The organism is Methylovirgula sp. 4M-Z18, assembly GCF_037890675.1.
Lineage (GTDB): Bacteria > Pseudomonadota > Alphaproteobacteria > Rhizobiales > Beijerinckiaceae > 4M-Z18.
Genome location: NZ_CP149574.1, coordinates 3,413,598 through 3,430,807 on the forward strand (window position 1 = coordinate 3,413,598; position 17,210 = coordinate 3,430,807).

Annotated in this window: 16 protein-coding genes; 12 read left to right on the top strand and 4 right to left on the bottom strand. The window is 62.0% G+C overall.

Features of this window, described 5'->3' with window-relative positions; all coding sequences use genetic code 11:
- The 3 genes from V9T28_RS15870 to V9T28_RS15880 are packed head-to-tail and all read left to right on the top strand — an operon-like array spanning position 1 to position 3,001.
- Positions 1-624, top strand: coding sequence for a hypothetical protein (locus V9T28_RS15870; RefSeq protein WP_116400026.1), 624 nt, complete (start codon positions 1-3; stop codon positions 622-624).
- Positions 621-1,877, top strand: a complete 1,257-nt coding sequence (locus tag V9T28_RS15875; RefSeq protein WP_116400027.1) for a glycosyltransferase family 4 protein — start codon at positions 621-623, stop codon at positions 1,875-1,877. The genes V9T28_RS15870 and V9T28_RS15875 overlap by 4 nt, the downstream gene beginning before the upstream one ends.
- Positions 1,874-3,001 (top strand): glycosyltransferase family protein, encoded by a 1,128-nt coding sequence (locus V9T28_RS15880; protein ID WP_245424030.1) that lies wholly within the window; start codon positions 1,874-1,876, stop codon positions 2,999-3,001. Before V9T28_RS15875 ends, V9T28_RS15880 begins: the two co-directional genes overlap by 4 nt.
- 263 nt (positions 3,002-3,264) lie before the next feature.
- Here the strand turns inward: V9T28_RS15880 and V9T28_RS15885 are convergent, their stop codons facing one another.
- A complete protein-coding gene (locus V9T28_RS15885; protein ID WP_116400028.1) occupies positions 3,265-5,250 on the bottom strand; it encodes a mechanosensitive ion channel family protein in 1,986 nt (661 codons plus the stop codon).
- The gene (locus V9T28_RS15890; protein WP_158554750.1) at positions 5,247-6,401 is read right to left on the bottom strand and encodes a 2Fe-2S iron-sulfur cluster-binding protein; all 1,155 of its coding nucleotides are present in this window, start codon (positions 6,399-6,401) and stop codon (positions 5,247-5,249) included. Before V9T28_RS15890 ends, V9T28_RS15885 begins: the two co-directional genes overlap by 4 nt.
- 212 nt (positions 6,402-6,613) lie before the next feature.
- Between V9T28_RS15890 and V9T28_RS15895 the strand changes: the two genes are divergently transcribed.
- The 7 genes from V9T28_RS15895 to V9T28_RS15925 all read left to right on the top strand — a co-directional run bounded on the left by V9T28_RS15895 (position 6,614) and on the right by V9T28_RS15925 (position 15,095).
- Positions 6,614-8,512: an ABC transporter ATP-binding protein gene (locus V9T28_RS15895; protein ID WP_116400308.1), complete on the top strand. Its 1,899-nt coding sequence runs from the start codon at positions 6,614-6,616 to the stop codon at positions 8,510-8,512.
- Entirely contained in the window at positions 8,509-10,416 is a 1,908-nt protein-coding gene (locus V9T28_RS15900; RefSeq protein ID WP_116400030.1) for an ABC transporter substrate-binding protein, read from the top strand. Before V9T28_RS15895 ends, V9T28_RS15900 begins: the two co-directional genes overlap by 4 nt.
- Before the next feature lies 1 nt (position 10,417).
- The gene (locus V9T28_RS15905) at positions 10,418-11,419 is read left to right on the top strand and encodes an ABC transporter permease (protein ID WP_116400031.1); all 1,002 of its coding nucleotides are present in this window, start codon (positions 10,418-10,420) and stop codon (positions 11,417-11,419) included.
- Entirely contained in the window at positions 11,416-12,585 is a 1,170-nt protein-coding gene (locus tag V9T28_RS15910; protein WP_116400032.1) for an ABC transporter permease, read from the top strand. Before V9T28_RS15905 ends, V9T28_RS15910 begins: the two co-directional genes overlap by 4 nt.
- A 20-nt stretch (positions 12,586-12,605) precedes the next feature.
- The gene (locus V9T28_RS15915; RefSeq protein ID WP_245424031.1) at positions 12,606-13,751 is read left to right on the top strand and encodes a glycosyltransferase family 4 protein; all 1,146 of its coding nucleotides are present in this window, start codon (positions 12,606-12,608) and stop codon (positions 13,749-13,751) included.
- Positions 13,744-14,502 carry a polysaccharide deacetylase family protein gene (locus V9T28_RS15920; protein WP_116400033.1) on the top strand — a complete coding sequence of 253 codons (759 nt, stop codon included), beginning with the start codon at positions 13,744-13,746 and terminating at the stop codon, positions 14,500-14,502. The genes V9T28_RS15915 and V9T28_RS15920 overlap by 8 nt, the downstream gene beginning before the upstream one ends.
- A gap of 185 nt (positions 14,503-14,687) precedes the next feature.
- The gene (locus tag V9T28_RS15925; protein ID WP_116400034.1) at positions 14,688-15,095 is read left to right on the top strand and encodes a DoxX family protein; all 408 of its coding nucleotides are present in this window, start codon (positions 14,688-14,690) and stop codon (positions 15,093-15,095) included.
- A 14-nt stretch (positions 15,096-15,109) separates the two neighbouring features.
- Here V9T28_RS15925 and V9T28_RS15930 read toward each other — a convergent pair whose 3' ends face one another.
- Both V9T28_RS15930 and V9T28_RS15935 read right to left on the bottom strand, forming a co-directional pair.
- Entirely contained in the window at positions 15,110-15,646 is a 537-nt protein-coding gene (locus V9T28_RS15930) for a chromate transporter (RefSeq protein WP_116400035.1), read from the bottom strand.
- Positions 15,639-16,190, bottom strand: a complete 552-nt coding sequence (locus tag V9T28_RS15935) for a chromate transporter (RefSeq protein ID WP_116400036.1) — start codon at positions 16,188-16,190, stop codon at positions 15,639-15,641. The genes V9T28_RS15930 and V9T28_RS15935 overlap by 8 nt, the downstream gene beginning before the upstream one ends.
- Positions 16,191-16,364: 174 nt before the next feature.
- Between V9T28_RS15935 and V9T28_RS15940 the strand changes: the two genes are divergently transcribed.
- Positions 16,365-16,745 (top strand): SH3 domain-containing protein, encoded by a 381-nt coding sequence (locus V9T28_RS15940; RefSeq protein WP_116400037.1) that lies wholly within the window; start codon positions 16,365-16,367, stop codon positions 16,743-16,745.
- Positions 16,746-16,929: 184 nt separating this feature from the next.
- Positions 16,930-17,202, top strand: coding sequence for a sulfur globule protein precursor (locus tag V9T28_RS15945; RefSeq protein ID WP_116400038.1), 273 nt, complete (start codon positions 16,930-16,932; stop codon positions 17,200-17,202).
- The last annotated feature ends 8 nt before the right edge of the window (positions 17,203-17,210 follow it).

The window sequence follows — 17,210 nt, forward strand, 5'->3', positions numbered from 1 at the left end:
ATGACGTTCGCCTGCCGCCCCGCGCCCCATCCCGCCTATCGCCGCACGGTCTCGCTGTGCGATCCGCTCACGCCCAAACCGCTGTACAAAATGGAGGAAGACTGGTCGGGCCGCAGCACCACCTACGGCCAGCGCCGGGTGGAAGCCTATTTGCGCGACCATAGCCAAGCCGGACAAACCGTCTTCGTGACCGGCGTCGGCAATTCGCTGTTCGCGCAGGATTTCGCCGACCATTTTGCCGGCATCGACGGCGTCACGCTGCTGCCGAGCGAGAAGGTGCGTGCCGATGCACTCGGCATTCCGCATTATCGCGTGCGGGTCCAAAACAAATATCAGAACGGTTTGGCCGACGCGTTCGGCGGCGCTTACGATTATATCGTCGACGTCAATCTTGCCTCCTGGGCCTGCTGCCAAACGCATGTCGCCGCGATGATGCGCGCCTACCACCGCATGCTCAAATCCGGCGGCAGCATTCTGACCGATCGCGAGGGACTGGACTGGCTCGAGAAAGGCGTCGATCCGCACTGGCGCATGGACTTTGCCGATCTGCAGATCTTGGCCGGCGAGTTCGGGTTCACCGCGCAATCGCGCACCGACTGGGTCTACGCGTTGCACAAATCATGACCGAAGCACCGATTATCTTTCTGCTCAAAGGCTATCCGCGCCTGTCCGAGACCTTCATCGCCCAGGAGATTCTGGGGCTCGAACAGCTCGGCCTGCCGGTCCGGATCGTCGCCATGCGCCGCCCGACCGACGATCGCATTCACCCCATTCACCGCGAAATCAAGGCGCCCGTCTCCTATCTGCCCGAATATCTGCATCACGAGCCGATCCGCGTGTTGCGCGCGGCCTGGGCCGGCCTACGGCGCAGGCGTTTTGCCGCCGCGTGGCGCGCCGTCCGGGCCGATTTTGCGCGCGACATCAGCCGCAACCGGCTGCGGCGCTTCGGCCAGGCTTTGGTGCTCGTCCATGAAATGCCGGACGACACAAAGCACATTCACGCCCATTTCATTCACACGCCGGCGAGCGTCGCACGCTATGCCTCGCTCCTGACCGGCGTGCGATGGACTTTGTCCGCGCATGCCAAGGACATCTGGACCTCGGCGGATTGGGACCTCAAGGACAAATTGCACGAGAGCGACTGGGCGGTCACGTGTACGGCGAGCGGCAAGGAACGGCTCGACCGGCTCGGGCCGGCGCAAAGGCCGGTGCATTTGCAATATCACGGCCTCGACCTGCAGCGCTTTCAACCGCTCACTGCGCCGCGGCCGGCGCGCAACGGCGTGTCTGCGCGGGCCTGCGTACAGCTTCTCACCGTCGGCCGCGCGGTGCCCAAAAAGGGCCTCGACATCCTGCTCGACGCGCTCGCGCTTCTCCCCCCCGACCTCAACTGGCGCTGGACTCATATCGGCGGCGGTACGGAACTCGGCAAGTTGAAGAAACGCGCCTTGGCGCTCAAGATCGAGCAGAATCTCGTCTGGCTCGGCGCGCAGGATCAGCAAGCGGTGCTGCAGCATTATCGCGACGCCGACATCTTCGTGCTTCCCTGCCGCATCGCCAAGAATGGCGATCGCGACGGCCTGCCGAATGTCCTGATGGAAGCGCAGAGCCAGGGCCTCGCCTGCATTTCAAGTCCGATCTCCGGCATTCCCGAACTCATCGCCGACCGCGAGACCGGCCTGCTGGTGCAGCCGGAAGATGCCGGCGCCTTGAGCGACGCCATTACATCGCTCATTCGCGATCCGGACCTGCGCCATCGCTTGGGCCGCGCAGGGCAGCAAAGGGTGCGGCAGATGTTCGATCACAAGGCCGGCATTCAGGCGCTCTATCGCATGTTCGAGCCGGATCTGGCGCGCCTGGAGGACGTCCAGTCGTGAGCCGCCGCGTTTTCTTCTATGTCCAGCATCTGCTCGGCATGGGGCATCTCGTGCGCTCCTATCGCATCGCGCGCGCCCTCGCCGCGGGCGGGATGCAGGTGACGATCGTGTCGGGCGGCGTGCCGACCAAGGGTCTCGATCATGGCGCAGCGGACCTCGTCCAATTGCCCCCCGTGAAAGCGGGCGAGCGAGGCTTTTCCGATCTCGTCCATCCCGATGGCACGATGTTCTCGAATGACGACAGAGCGAAACGGCGCGATCTTCTGTTGCAGCATTTCGATCGGCTCAATCCCGACATTCTCCTCACCGAAGCCTTTCCGTTCGGCCGGCGGCAGATGCGCTTCGAACTCATCCCGCTCCTCGAGCGCGCCCATCGCCGCGCCGCGCGGCCGCTGATCGCCGCATCGGTGCGCGATATTCTGCAGGACCAGAAGACGCCGGCACGGGCGCAGGAAATCGCCACATTTGTCGAGCAATTCTACGACGCGGTGCTGGTGCACGGTACGCCCGAATTCATTCCCTTGACCGCGACATTTCCTCTGGCCACGGGCTTTGCCGACAAGATCCGCTATACCGGGCTCGTCGGGCCGGATGCGGCACCACCGGCGCAAGTTCCGTCCTACGATGTCATCGTCTCGGCCGGTGGCGGCGCGGTCGGCGCACCGCTCATCGCGGCGGCGCTTGGCGCGCATAAAAGCTTTGCGCCAGAGGAACAATGGCTGATCGTCACGGGACCACACTTGCCTGAGGCGCTCGCCGCCGAAATCGAAGCGCAGGCCGCGCCTGGCCTTATCGTGAAGCGTTTCGTGCCGGATCTGCCGGACCTGCTGTGCGGCGCGCGCCTCTCGATCTCGCAAGCCGGCTACAACACCGTCGCCGATATTCTGCGCGCCGGCCGCCGCGCCGTGCTGGTGCCCTTCGCCGCGGGCGGCGAGACCGAGCAGACATTGCGTGCTGAGACAATGGCGGATCGCGGCCTCGCCGTCAGTCTCACCGAGCGCGATCTTTCCGCACAGACGCTGCGAGAAGCGATTTTGCGCGCGCGGCAATTGCCGCAGCGCGCCGCCGGCCTACCGCTGCAGGGCGCAGCCCAAACGCACGCCATCCTGCAGGCGATGACCTAGAATGCGCTGCATGATGCGCTTGCCTACGCACCAACGGACATCCATCCCGCCTCACCGCCGTCATTGCGAGCGAAGCGAAGCAATCCATCCCCTGGCCGATATATTTTATCCCCGTCCTCAAGCGCTGATTCGCGCCTGCTCCCCGTCGCAGCTGCTCCGTTGCGGCAAGATTTTTACGGCGGTGGATGGATTGCTTCGTCGCTTACGCTCCTCGCAATGACGGCAATGAGACAGGAGTCTCTGTCAGAATAAGAAAGCGCGCATCACCGCGCCGTCAGCGTATTCGGGTCGACCGTCATCAATTGCGGCATCGGATTGGCATAATGCACGCCCGCTGCTATCAGCGCCTGTTCGAGATAGCGGTAGGCCGCCGCGCGCACTTCGAATTGCTTGCCCGGCAGGGACATGAACTTGCAGCGGAACAGTTTCAGCCCCGGCTCGACCCGATAGAGCCGGCCCTTGAGCGGCTCGATGATATAGGGGCCGAATTCCTCGTCCTGCAGCAATTCCTCGCCGACAGCCTTGATCAATTTGCGCACCATTTCGCTGTCCGTGTCGAGCGGCAGCGGAATGTTGAACTTCTCGATCACCCAATCGCGTGAATTGTTGCGCACGGCGCCGAGCACGCCATAGGGCACATAATGCAGCGGGCCGTTGTGATGCCGAAGCGCCACCGAGCGCAGCGTGATCCGCTCCACTGTGCCGCGCGTACCGGCCCCGCCTTCGATATATTCGCCCACGCGGAACACGTCTTCGAGCAGATAGAAAATGCCGGAGATGACGTCGCGCACCAAAGTCTGCGCGCCGAAGCCGATGGCAATGCCGACGACGCTCGCCCCCGCGAGCAAGGGCGCGATATCGATGCCGAGCACGGACAGGATCGACAAGAGAAAGATGGCTGAAACGACGATCACCAGCGCCTTGCGTGCCAGCGGCAAAAGCGTCAACAGGCGCGCATTCGGACCGGGATTGCCCTCGTGCCCGACCGGCCCGACGGCACTAATCCGGCTGTCGATCGCAGCTCGCACCGCGGCAATGACTGCGTCTGCAGCCAAGAACAAGGCGATGACGCCGAGCAGCCGCACGGTCGCCTTGCCGAGCAGGCTGTCGCTGGCCGGCATTTCCATCACCGGCAGGTTCCAGATCAACGCGCAAGCCGCGAGCGCGGACATGGCGATGACGAGCCGCCCGATGCGCAGCACCACGCCGGGAAGCACCGCCAGAAAGGAAACGACCTCTTCCGGCTCCTGCTCGTGATGCGGCTCGGGCGGCGGCGCGGGCACGGCGACGGCTGGCCACAGCCGGCCGACGACCTGGCGCAACAGCCGCTCGGCCGCCAGCATCAGCGCAAGAACCGCAACGGTCCCCGCCATCGTGTCGGCGCCAATCAGCCAAAGCGCGTATGTCGCGATGATGATCGCGGTCACGAAGAAGGGCACGGGCATCTGCGGCCGCGCGATGCCCCGGATCCGCGCGCGGGCGCGGGTCATGCGCACCCACAGACCGATGACCGCGAGCAGCAGAACCGTCACGCTCGTCGCGGCGATGAAACGCACGCTGCCGGCGACATGGGCAGCATCGGCCGCATTGCGGTCGATGAGGTCGGAGAGCAGCCATCCGGCACTCAACGTGCCGGCCGTGATCACGGTCATCGCATCGAGCCAGCGCACGCGCAAATCGCTCATCGGCAACAGACGCAGGCGCGGCGCATTGGGCGCCGTCACGATTTGCAGTATGAGCGAGGCGAGCCGGACCAGGAACAGCCACAGGGTCAGGGTCAAAACCGCATCCTGCACGCCCGGCGGCCAGGCAAAACTGATGGAGAGCGCGACGACCACGATGGCAAAGAGCAGCAGCGCGAACAGCTTGATCGCGAACAGCCGGAGGCCGAAGCTCAACGCCTGCAGCGGCGAATTCGGCACGGCGGCCTCGAGCGCGCGCAGCGCGCCGAATGCGTAAGAGCGGTAGAGCCACTCGATCGACGCGCCGGCGATGATCAGAATCAGCAGATAGGCATAGGTCTTCACACCATCCGAGCTGGCGACCGCCGTTTCGAAAGCGGTAACAAGTTGCTTGGTTTGCGGAAACAGGCCCAGAAAATCGTCGAGCAAACCATGCAAATGCTGCCGCGCCGCCTGCAGAAACGCAACGATCCGGGAAAAGATATGGGTTTGCGCATAGGCCAGCTTGTCGCTGGCCGCCGCAAGCTGGGTGAGCGAGCCGCCGTCGAGTTTCGTCGGCGTGATCATTGCATCACCTCTTCGGCGGGAATCGGGTTGGTCACCCATTCCTCCGGCGCTTGGGCCGCCGAGGCATCGGCATAGACCGGGACCAGACGCACCACCTTGACCCACGCGCCGATGACCTTTGCCTGGCAGGCAAGACGCGCGCCTGCCGGGGCGTGCACCGCCTGCAGCGTCAGCAGTTCCGCCTTGTCAGGCGAAGAGAGGCACTTTTGGCCGGCAAGAATCTGCACGCGGCAGGTGCCGCAACGGCCGCGGCCGTGGCAGATATTGGCGTGCGGCACTCGATTGGCCTGGCTGACTTCCAGAATCGTCAGGCCGCGCCGCCCGCTCACCTTGCGATCGTCCTCGTATTTGACATAGGCGATCTCGCGGCGATTGAGCATCAGGCGCACGAGAAAGATCCCGATCGCGATTGCCGTGCAGATGCCGTAGACAATAAGGACCTTCGCTTGGATGCTGCCGAGCTGTGCTGTGACTGATAGGGCCTGCGCGGCCGAATGGTCCATGGCCGCCTTGAAGGCATCGTCATGCGCGTAGCGGTCGAGCAGCACATTGCCGGCTTGCACGAACCCCAGGATGGCCAGAACCGGGACGGCCAGCAGCGCCACCAAGATCGGCCCGCCCACCTTGCGCCACCACGCATGCAAGACCATCCAGCTATAGAGGCCGATCACGCCATGCAGCCACACGATCACGAGCAGCGCCAATTGCTGATAGGCGAGCAGCGGATGGAAGATCCAGAACGAGGAAAGAACGAACTGATAGTTCAAGTTGAAATCCTCGACGAGGCGCCACACCATGATGCTCGACACGGCGTGGTTCACGAGGAGCGGCGGCACCGCAAGACCCAGCCCGATCTGCACCGCATCGCGGATGCGCATGGTCAAGGTCCGGCGGACGGCAATTGTGTAGAAGCCAAGGCCTGAATGCACCAGCGCCGCGAGCGCCAGCGCCGTTTGCCCGACCGGGTTGGTCCAGCCGCCCATCAATATCGGCCGCCAATCTTCCGCAGTATCGGGCGACCAGAGGCTCAAGGACAGATTGGCGAGATGGTCGGCGATGAAGGCGAAAATCACCAATCCGCTCACCAGACGGAAACGCCGAATCCAGAGCGAAAGCGTCATATATTGGGGGTGAAGCGAGGTCTTTAACATCTCAGAACCTTTCCCAGTGCGATGAAACTGGGACCAAACTAAAGTTATTGTCATTTGAGATGAAAAAGGGAAGAACTCAAGACCAAAGAACAGGTTGACCTTTTCACAATTCCGATAGGGGAATGGCCTATTTAGAGAAACGAGTCATATTGACCGGGGCAATTCCCTCCCCGAAACTGATGTGAAGGGACAAACATATCGGGGACGATTTGGTGAGCGCAGGCGCTGCGGACATTCTTCGGGTCGAGAACCTGAAGATCGGATTTTTATCCCAAGGCACCGTCAATGAGGTGATCAATGACGTCTCCTTTCGCATTCCCGCCGGCAAGACCGTGGCTCTCGTCGGCGAATCAGGCTCGGGCAAATCGGTCATTTCCCAGGCGATCATGGGCTTGCTGCCGGCCAATGGCCTGATCACCGGCGGCAAGATCAAGTTTCAGGACGCCGAGCAAGGCGCCCACTGCGTCGACATCGCGCAATTGCCGCGGAACGGCGCGGCCATGCGCGAATTGCGCGGCGGACGCATCGGCATGATCTTCCAGGAGCCCATGTCGTCGCTCTCGCCGGTCCACACGATCGGCAATCAGATCGACGAGGCTTTGCGCCTGCATCGCAAGGCCTCGCGCAAGGAAGCGCGGGAAATCACCCAGACCATGCTGCGCATGGTGGGCTTTCGCAACCCGGCGGGCGCCTACAACAAATATCCGTTCGAACTCTCGGGTGGCCTGCGCCAGCGCGCGATGATGTCGATGGCGTTGATCTGCCATCCCTCTTTGCTCATCGCCGACGAGCCGACTACCGCCCTCGACGTGACCGTGCAGGCGCAGGTGCTGAAACTGATGGGCGATCTGCAAAAGGAGATCGGCATGGCGATCCTCCTGATCACCCACGATCTTGGTGTCGTCGCCAATGTCGCCGACGAGGTCGTCGTGATCTATCACGGGCAGATCATGGAATCCGGTTCGTTGCGGCAATGTTTCGGTGATCCGCAACACCCTTATTTGCAAGCGCTGATGCGTGCTCTGCCCAAATTCGACATGGGCGAAAACGACCGGCTTGTCGCCTTGCGCGAAGTGAAGCGCGATCCGCAAGCCCGCGCGGCGCTCTTGCGGGCGCGGCCAAACATTCATCCGAGCGGCCCGTTGTTGCGGGTGCAGAACATCTCGAAATCCTATCTCAGAAGTGATTCCGGATTTTTCGGTTCGCCCGGCATCGAAGAGATTCGCGCAGTCGACGATGTTTCGTTTCATATTAACAAGGGCGAGTGCCTGGGGCTCGTGGGCGAAAGCGGCAGCGGCAAGACCAGCGTGAGCAAATTGATCATGCGCGCCGTCCAGGCCGACAGCGGTTCGATTCTCTATGACGACGGCGAAATCAAGGCGGATATGTTTGCGCTCGACAAGCGCGCGCTGCGCCAGTTCCGCCCGCATGTGCAGATGATCTTTCAGGATCCGGTCAGTTCGCTGTCGCCGCGCATGAACGTGCTCAACATCATCTGCGAACCGATGGAGATTCACGGGATCGGGACGCCGAAGAGCCGCAAGGAACGCGCGGTCGATTTGATGCGGGCGGTCGGCCTCGATCCGCGCTTTCTCAACCGCTATCCACACAGTTTCTCGGGCGGCCAGCGGCAGCGGATCGGCATCGCCCGCGCGCTTGCCCTTTCGCCGTCCCTCATCATCTGCGACGAACCCGTTTCGGCGCTCGACGTCTCCGTCCAGGCGCAGGTGTTGAACCTGTTGAAGGACCTGCAGCGCGATCTCGGCCTCGCCTATCTGTTCATCACCCACAATCTCGCCGTGGTCGATTACATTGCGACGCGTATCGCCGTCATGGCCCGCGGCCGCATCGTGGAAATCGCGCCGCGCAGCACCTTGTTCCACGAACCGGCGCATCCCTATACGCGCGCCTTGCTGCGCTCCATCCCCTTCCCAGAGCTCGACCGGCGGCTCGATTTCGATGCCGTTTGTTCCGGCAACCCAACCGATCGGGGCGCCTGGGGCGACGGCTTCCGGCCGGACGGCGAAATCCCCTTGCACTATCTCGACCTTGGCGGCGGCCATCTGGTGCTGACGCGCGAGACACGCATTCTGCGGGGCCCATCGCTATGAGCCGGTTTGCCGCCATTGTCGCCCTCTGGCTGCTGTTCATAACCTGCGGCCTCGCCCGGGCGGACGTGCGCGAAGCGCCTTATTACGCGGCGCAAGTGCAGGCCGGCAAATTGCCGCCCGTGTATCAGCGCATTCCCGACCATCCGCGGATCGTGCCCCTCGCCGCCATGGGCCGCACGCCGGGCCGCTACGGCGGTACATTGCGCATGCTGATGAACGATCCGCGCGATATCCGCTTCGCCAACGTCTATTCCTATGCCCGGCTCGTTGCCTATGACGAGCACCAGAACCTCGTGCCGGATATTCTCGAGTCCTTCGATATCGTGGACGACCGGATTTTCACCTTTCATTTGCGCCCCGGCCACAAATGGTCGGACGGATATCCATTCACGACGGAAGACTTCCGCTACACCTGGGAGGATTTCTACAACAACAAGGCGCTGTCGCCCGGCGGGCCGCCGCGCGAAATGATTGTCGACGGCGAGCCGCCGAAAGTCGATGTCATCGATGCCGAGACGATCCGCTATTCCTGGAGCAAGCCCAATCCGGCCTTCTTGCCGGCCCTTGCCGCCGCGCAGCCGCTCTATCTCACCATGCCGGCGCATTATCTCAGGCAATTTCACGACCGCTATGCCGATCCCAAGGCCCTGAGCGCGGCGGTGAAAACCGCGCACGTGAAGGATTGGACCGCTTTGCACGAGCGCATGTCGCGGCAATACCGGCCGGACAATCCCGATCTGCCGACGCTCGAAGCCTGGCGCAATACCACCAAATCGCCCAGCGAGTTTTATGTGTTCGAACGCAATCCCTATTATCACCGCGTCGACGAGAACGGCCATCAACTGCCCTATATCGACAAGATCGAAATGCCGCTCGTCTCCAGCGATCTCATTCCGAGCAAGACGGGCGGCGGCGAGAGCGATCTGCAGGCGCGCTATCTCTCCGCCAGCGACTACACGCTGCTGCAGGAAAATGCCAAGAAGTTCAATTACCACGTCTATCTCTGGCCCTCGGGTTACGGCGCGGCGATCGCGCTGCGGCCCAATCTGAATGCGGCCGATCCCGTCTGGCGCAAGCTGATGCAGGACACGCGTTTCCGCCAGGCGTTGTCGCTCGGCATCGACCGGCAGGAGATCAACGACGTCGTCTATTTCGGATTGGCCCGCCCCGTCGGCAATTCGGTGCTGCCCGAAAGCACGCTGTACGATCGCGGCGATGCGCAGGCCTATGCCAGCTATGACCCGCAGCGCGCCAATGAATTGCTCGACGAAATCGGCCTGACCCAGCGCGACGCAAACGGTGTCCGCCTCTTGAGCGACGGCCGGCCGCTGCAAATCGTGGTCGAGACCGACGGTGACAGCACGACCGAAGACGTGATGCAGCTCGTCATCGACAAATGGCACGCGCTCGGCGTCCATGCCTATACCCATCTGTCGCCGCCCCAGGTCTTTCGCATGCGTGCCTGGTCGGGCGAGGCGCTGATGAGCGTGGGGCGCGGCTGGGATGTCGGCTTGCCAAGCTCGATCATGCCGCCGAACGAATTGTCGCCCGACAGCGACGCGGAATTTCAATGGCCGAAATGGGGGCAATATGTCGAGAGCAGCGGCGCCGAGGGCGATGCGCCCGACCTGCCCGAGGTCAAAAAGCTTGTCGCCTTGCGCAGCCGCTGGCGCCTCTCCAGCTCGCATGAGGAGCGGCGGCAGATCTGGCAGGACATGTTGAAGATCAATGCCGAACAGGTTTATCTGATCGGCATTGTCAACGGCGCCGAACAGCCCGTCGTCGTGTCCGACCGGCTGCAGAACGTGCCGCGCCACGCGATCTACAGCTTCGCGCCCAACGCGTTTTTCGGCGTCTACATGCCGGACACGTTCTGGTTCAACGACGCACCGGCGGAGCAATGACATGTTATTGCGCTATATCATCCGCCGCATCCTGATCATGATCCCGACCCTGCTCGTCACCAGCATGCTGATCTTCACGATCATCTCGCTGCCGCCGGGCAATTATTTCGACATGATGAAGGCCGAGGCTCTGGCGCAGGGCGAACATGCCGACATGAGCCAGATCGAATTCATGCAAAAGGAATATGGCTTCGATAAGCCAGCCTATATCCGCTATGGCTATTGGGTCTGGGGCCTCGTGCACGGCGACATGGGTTATTCGTTCGAATATCAGAAGCCCGTCAGCGAAGTCGTCGGCGACCGCCTGCTGCTGACCATGCTGCTGTCGTTCCTGACCATCGTCTTCACCTGGATCGTCGCCTTTCCGATCGGCATCTATTCGGCGACCCATCGCTATAGCTGGGCGGATTATGGCTTGACCTTTCTCGGCTTGATCGGTTTTGCGGTTCCCTCTTTCCTACTCGGCCTTCTCGTTCTCTATTTCGCCCATGTCTGGTTCGGCCTCTCGTTCGGCGGCCTGATGGACACCCAATATCTTGCCCAGCCGATGAGCTGGGCCAAGTTCAAATCGGTGCTGCAGCATATCTGGGTGCCGGTCGTGATCATCGGTGCGAGCGGCACCGGCACGATGATCCGCGCCGTGCGGGCCAATCTTCTCGATGAGCTGCAACGGCAATATGTCACGACGGCGAAAGCCAAAGGCCTCGGGCCGTTCAAGGCGCTGGTCAAATATCCCTTGCGCATGTCGCTCAACTTCTTCATCGCCGACATCGGCACGATCCTGCCCTCGATCGTATCCGGCGGCGAGATCGTCGCGATCGTTCTGTCGCTGCCCACCACCGGCCCGCTGCTGCTGCACGCGCTGCAAACCCAGGATCTCTATCTTGCCGGCTCGTTCCTCATGTTCCTCGCGGTGATGACCATGATCGGCGTTCTGATTTCGGATATTGCGCTTGCGCTGCTCGACCCGCGCATTCGGCTGAGCGGAGGCGCCACGAAATGAGCCTCGAACTCGACGATCAGGCATCGCATTATGTGCGCCGCGAACCATTCGATCCGCATTCGGTGGAGCGGCTGACGCCGGCGCAAGAGCGGATTTATCTCGCCTCGCAATGGCAATTGACCTGGATGAAATTCCGCCGCCACCGTCTCGCGGTCGTATCCGGCGTGTTTCTCATTGTCATCTATGCGAGCATTCTGATCAGCGAATGTCTCGCGCCCTACAACCTCGAGCGGCGCGATACGAAATCGATCTTCGCTCCGCCCCAGCACATCCATCTCATCCATGATGGGCATATCGTCGGGCCCTTCACCTATAATTATAAGACCCATCTCGATCCCGAGACGCTGAAACATGACTATGACGTTGATCGGTCCACGGCCTATCCGCTGCGCTTCTTTTGCCATGGCGATCCCTATCGCTTCTGGGGCATCGTCCCCGCCGATTGGCATGTGATCTGCCCCGCGCCGGGCGCCACATTGTATCTGATGGGCACCGATCGGATGGGCCGCGACATCTTCTCGCGCATGATCTACGGCGCGCGGATCTCGCTCACTGTCGGCTTGATCGGCGTTTCGATCAGCTTCGCGCTCGGCATTCTGATCGGCGGCCTTGCCGGTTATCTCGGCGGCTGGTTCGATATGCTGGTGCAGCGGATTTCGGAGGTCATTCACGCCTTGCCGCAATTGCCGATCTGGCTGGCGCTGACCGCGATTCTGCCCGTCACCTGGAGCCCCATTCTCGTCTATTTCGGCATCACCCTCATCCTCGGCCTGCTCGACTGGACGGGCCTCGCGCGCGCGGTCCGCTCCAAACTCCTGTCGTTGCGCGAGGAAGAATATGTGACGGCGGCGCAATTGATGGGCGCGAACACGCCGCGCGTCATCTTCCGCCATCTGATCCCCGGTTTCTTAAGTCATCTGATCGCCAGCGCGTCGCTGAAAGTCCCGGCCATGATCTTGGGCGAAACCGCGTTGAGCTTCCTCGGCCTCGGTTTGCGGCCGCCGATCGTCTCGTGGGGCGTCATGCTGCACGAGGCGCAAAACATCAATGCCGTCGCGCTCTATTCCTGGCTGCTGCTGCCGGTCGTACCGGTCGTGCTGGTGATCCTGGCGTTCAATTTCCTCGGGGACGGATTGCGCGATGCCGCAGATCCGTATCATCACTAGACAGAACGTTTTTTCGCACCGTGTCTCGTCCGCTCCGCATCGCCTTCTACGCCCCGTTGAAATCGCCCGACGACGCCGTGCCGTCCGGCGACCGCCAGATGGCGCGGGCGCTAATCGAAGCACTGACACGCGCCGGTCATACGGTGACGCTGGTCTCGCGCCTGCGCAGCTTTCACAAGGTCCCCGATGCCGCTGCCTATGTCGTGCTGGACACGGCCGCACGCCGCGAGTGCCAACGCATCGCGGACGCGTGGCGCGAGGGTGCAACGCCCAATCTGTGGCTGACCTATCACCCCTATTACAAAGCGCCCGACCTTTTGGGGCCTGAGCTCGCACAAGCCTTCGCCATCCCTTACGTGACGGCGGAAGCTTCGTACGCAAAAAAGCGCGAGAGCGGCGATTGGGCCAAATGGCAGAAGCCAGTCGGCTTGGCGTTGCGGCAGGCGACGCTGAACCTCTGTTTCACCCGCCCCGATTATCTCGGCCTCGCGCAATTTCTTGGATCGGAGCAAGGGCTCGCCTATTTTCCGCCGTTTCTCGACACGAGTGCATTTATGCCGCAGCGCCAACCTCGCGCGCACGACGCAGGGCAATCTGTACAGCTCATTTGCGTCGCGATGATGCGCCCCGGCGTCAAATTGGAAAGCTACGCATTTCTGGCTTGCGCCCTCGGCCACCTCATGCACCTCCCCTGGCATCTCACGATCGTCGGCGACGGACCGGCGCGGCCGCAGGTGGAAGCGGCTTTCAGCGCTCTGCCCGCCGAGACCTACAGCTTTCGCGGCGCGCTCGATTCGGCCCGCGTCCGCGAGGCGCTTCATGCCGCCGATCTCTTCGTCTGGCCGGGATTTGGCGAAGCCTACGGGATTGCCTATCTCGAAGCGCAAGCTGCCGGCCTTCCGGTCGTGGCGCTCAATGAGGGCGGCATTGCCAGCGTACTGAAACCCAATGAAACCGGGATTCTGGTGCAGGAGAAGACACCGGCCGCCTATGCTGGGGCAGTCGAAGCCCTCATCAAGGACGAGACCGGGCGCGCGGTGATGGGCCGCGCCGCTGCGGCCTTTCTGCATCGCGAGCGCTCGCTCGTGAGCGCAGCACAACGGCTTGATCGATTGCTGCATGATGCTCTACAGCGCTATCAAGCAGAGGCCAAAACTCATGACTGAGACATTTCTCTGGCGCGACCTCATCCGCGCCATCGACCAACATGCAAGTGCGACCAATCGCGTGCGCTTCTGGTTGCGCGACGATGACGCGGTCGAACCGACACCGGCGCTGGATCGCCTTCGCACGTTGTGCGAGGCGCATGACGTTCCGCTGCTGCTCGCGGTGATTCCAAAACCGGCGCAACAAAGCCTCGGCGACTACGTGCGCGACGCACCGCTGATCACGCCCTGTCAGCACGGCTATGCTCATATCAATCACGCGGGCGAACACGGCCGCGCGCAAGAACTCGGGCTGCACCGCGGATCGGAACAGATCTTACAGGAGTTGCGCGAAGGCCAGGCGCGCATGAGCGAACTCTTCAACGGCACAGCTTTGCCCTTGCTCGTGCCGCCGTGGAATCGCATCGACCCCGCGCTCGTCGCCGAATTGCCCGGCATCGGCTTTCGCGCCCTCTCCACCTTCGGCTGGGATGTATTCGCGCCGGTCGCCCACTTGCGCCAGATCAACTCCGATGTCGACATCATCGACTGGCGCAATGGCCGCATCGGCAAACCGATTCCCGATCTGATCGGCACATGCATCGACACCTTGACCCATCCCGCCAATGCCGACAAGCGCATCGGCATTCTCACCCATCATCTCGCCCATGACGATGGCGCCTGGGCTTTTCTCGAAGCGCTCTTTGCCGAGACGGCTGGGCACCCGCATGTGGAATGGGTTCCGGCTGCGCATTTCATGAACGACGCGTAAACAACTTTTCACACAGTGCCATTGTTGTTTATCACAAACGCGTGATCGCGCCGTTATCTGGGCGCCTGTTGTGCTCGTGCGATTGCAGCGTGGTGGAATCCCATCTAAGCGGGCAACAAGAGTGGAGCCGCTGGGACGGAATCGCTCTTCGCGATCAACATGAATCGGATTTGAAAGGACATATTATGGGTGCCACCTTAAGCAACTTGCGAACGCACGCTTTGAGTCTGTTGCGCATTTTTACCGGCCTCTTGTTTCTGGAGCACGGCACCGGCAAATTTTTCGGCTTTCCCGCGGTCGAAATGTTCAAGGGCTTCGATGTGACGCCGAGCCTGTCGCCGCTGTGGTTCTCCGGCGTCCTCGAAATTGTCGGCGGCCTTTTTCTCATCCTCGGCCTGTTCACCCGGCCCGTTGCCTTCATCATGTCCGGCTTCATGGCGGCCGCTTATTTCATGGTGCATGAGCCAAAAGATTTCTTCCCCGTGCGCAACGGCGGCGAACTGGCCATTCTTTTCTGCTTCGTGTGTCTGTATTTGGTGGCCTCAGGTGCCGGTGCCTGGAGCATCGATCACGCCCTCGGCAAAGAGAAATAAGTACGAGTGCCCGCTCACGCGGTGAGATGCGCCACGCCAACGCGCAAAATCACCGCGGCGAGCAGAGCCCAAAGCGGGTTGTTGCGGCTGTAGAACACGAACAACGCTGCCAGCAGCGTCAGCGCGCCATCAAGCAGCGTTTGATAGGCCGCCGAGGCCATCACGACACCATTGGCCAGGAGCAGCGCGACGGCGATCGGCGCGAGGCCCGCGCGCAAAATCGTAACCCATCGCGACGCACTCATGCCAGCGACCACGCGCCCGATGCCGAAGGCCAGAATCGACGACGGCACGTTCATCGCCAAGGTCGCCGCGATGAGGCCGGAAAGTCCCGCCATATGCCAGCCGATGATGCTGATGAACATCACATTCGGTCCCGGCGCGGCCTGGGCGATCGCATAGAGGTTGGCGAATACGCTGTTGTTCATCCAACCGAGTTGATCGACCACGAACCGATGAATTTCCGGTGTCGCGGCGTTGGCGCCGCCAAAGGCTAGCACGGACACGAGCGCGAAACGGCGCACGAGCTGCCAGATCATCGGCTCATCCATGGCGGCTCTCCCAATAGGCGGCCAAAACGCTGAGCGGCGCGACGACGAAAACGGTCGGCGCCAGCGGCAAGTGCAACAGGCCGATAGCGGCAAATGCAATGAGGCCGAAGACCAACCCGCCCATGCTGCGCTTCAACTGCTTGCCCATTTTGAGCGCCGTGCCCATGGCAAGGCCTGCCGCGGCCGCAGCCGCGCCTTGCAGGGCCAGCGCGACATCCGGCAGTGCGGCGTAACGTTCGTAGAGGATCGCCAAGCCGATCAGGATACAGATCGGCATCGCCAACAGCCCCGACACCGAGGCTGCGGCGCCCGGAATGCCGCAGAACCGATCGCCGATCATCACCGCCGCATTGACCGTGTTGGCGCCGGGCAGGATCTGCCCGAGACCGAGCACTTCCGCGTAATCTTTGTTGTCGAGCCATTTGCGCTCTTCCACGATCACGTGGCGGGCGCTCGCCGCGACGCCGCCAAATCCGAGCAGACCGATCTTCAAAAAACCGAGAAACAATTCGAGCGGGCGCGGCGGCGAAGCGGGCAATTTCATGGGTGGACTCTGTGGGTGCGAAGCCTGTTTCTCATAGGCGCGTTTCCCCTGCGGCGGAACATCAAACTGCCATATTTAACGACATTTCTGTTCCGCAATGGACGATGATGACAGGCCATGACGATGGGTCTAACCTGCTCCATTCGTCCTGTTGCGAAAACTGGACGGAAGACCATGAAATTCCATTTTGCTGCCGCACTTGCCGGCGTTGCATTGCTCACGAGCGCTTCGGCCGCATGGGCTTACGAGGCCAGCACGGCAGTCGAAACGAAACTTCGTTCGACGCCCGGCGGGCGCGCCGTGCGCACGATTCCCGAGGCCGACGACATCAACGTTCTGGGCTGCCGCAAGGGCTGGTGCCATGTGACCTATGACGGGCACGCAGGCTATATTCCGGTCGCCGCCGTCACGGGACGCGAGGGTGGCGAGGGCGACGTCATGTATGATGCCCCGCCACCGCCGCCGGACTATTATGGGCCGTATGGCCCCTATTATACCGGCCCCTACAACGGCGGCGGCGTGTATATTGGCGGATTCGGATATCACCGCTGGTGAAGTAATATTTTGCGCGCCGCGACCATGCGTCTTGGCGCCCTTTTTCCCCGCGGTCTAAGGCGTTCACCCGCGAAATCTACCCTTGAAGGATGAAACATTCAGCTGGCGTTCAGCAAGACGGGTGTAATAAATATTTTCAAGATCGGATTACCTGAGGAACAGGACAACAAGCGGGAGAATTTCAATGGTTTCGTCGTTTAGAAAGATTGCCCTCGGCGTTGCCACCGCAGCCGTCATCGCGGGGAGCTTTGCTGCAACCTCCACGCCTGCGGAAGCGCGGTGGTGGCGTTATGGCGGTGGCTGGCATCATGGCTGGCATCATGGTTGGGGCTGGCGCGGCGGCTATGGCTGGCGCGGCGGCTATTGGGGCGGCCCGCGCGTGGTCTATGGTGGCGGCCCGTATCGCTGCTGGATCCGCTATACCTACTGGGGCCCGCGCCGGGTTTGCGGCTGGTAAGAACGTCC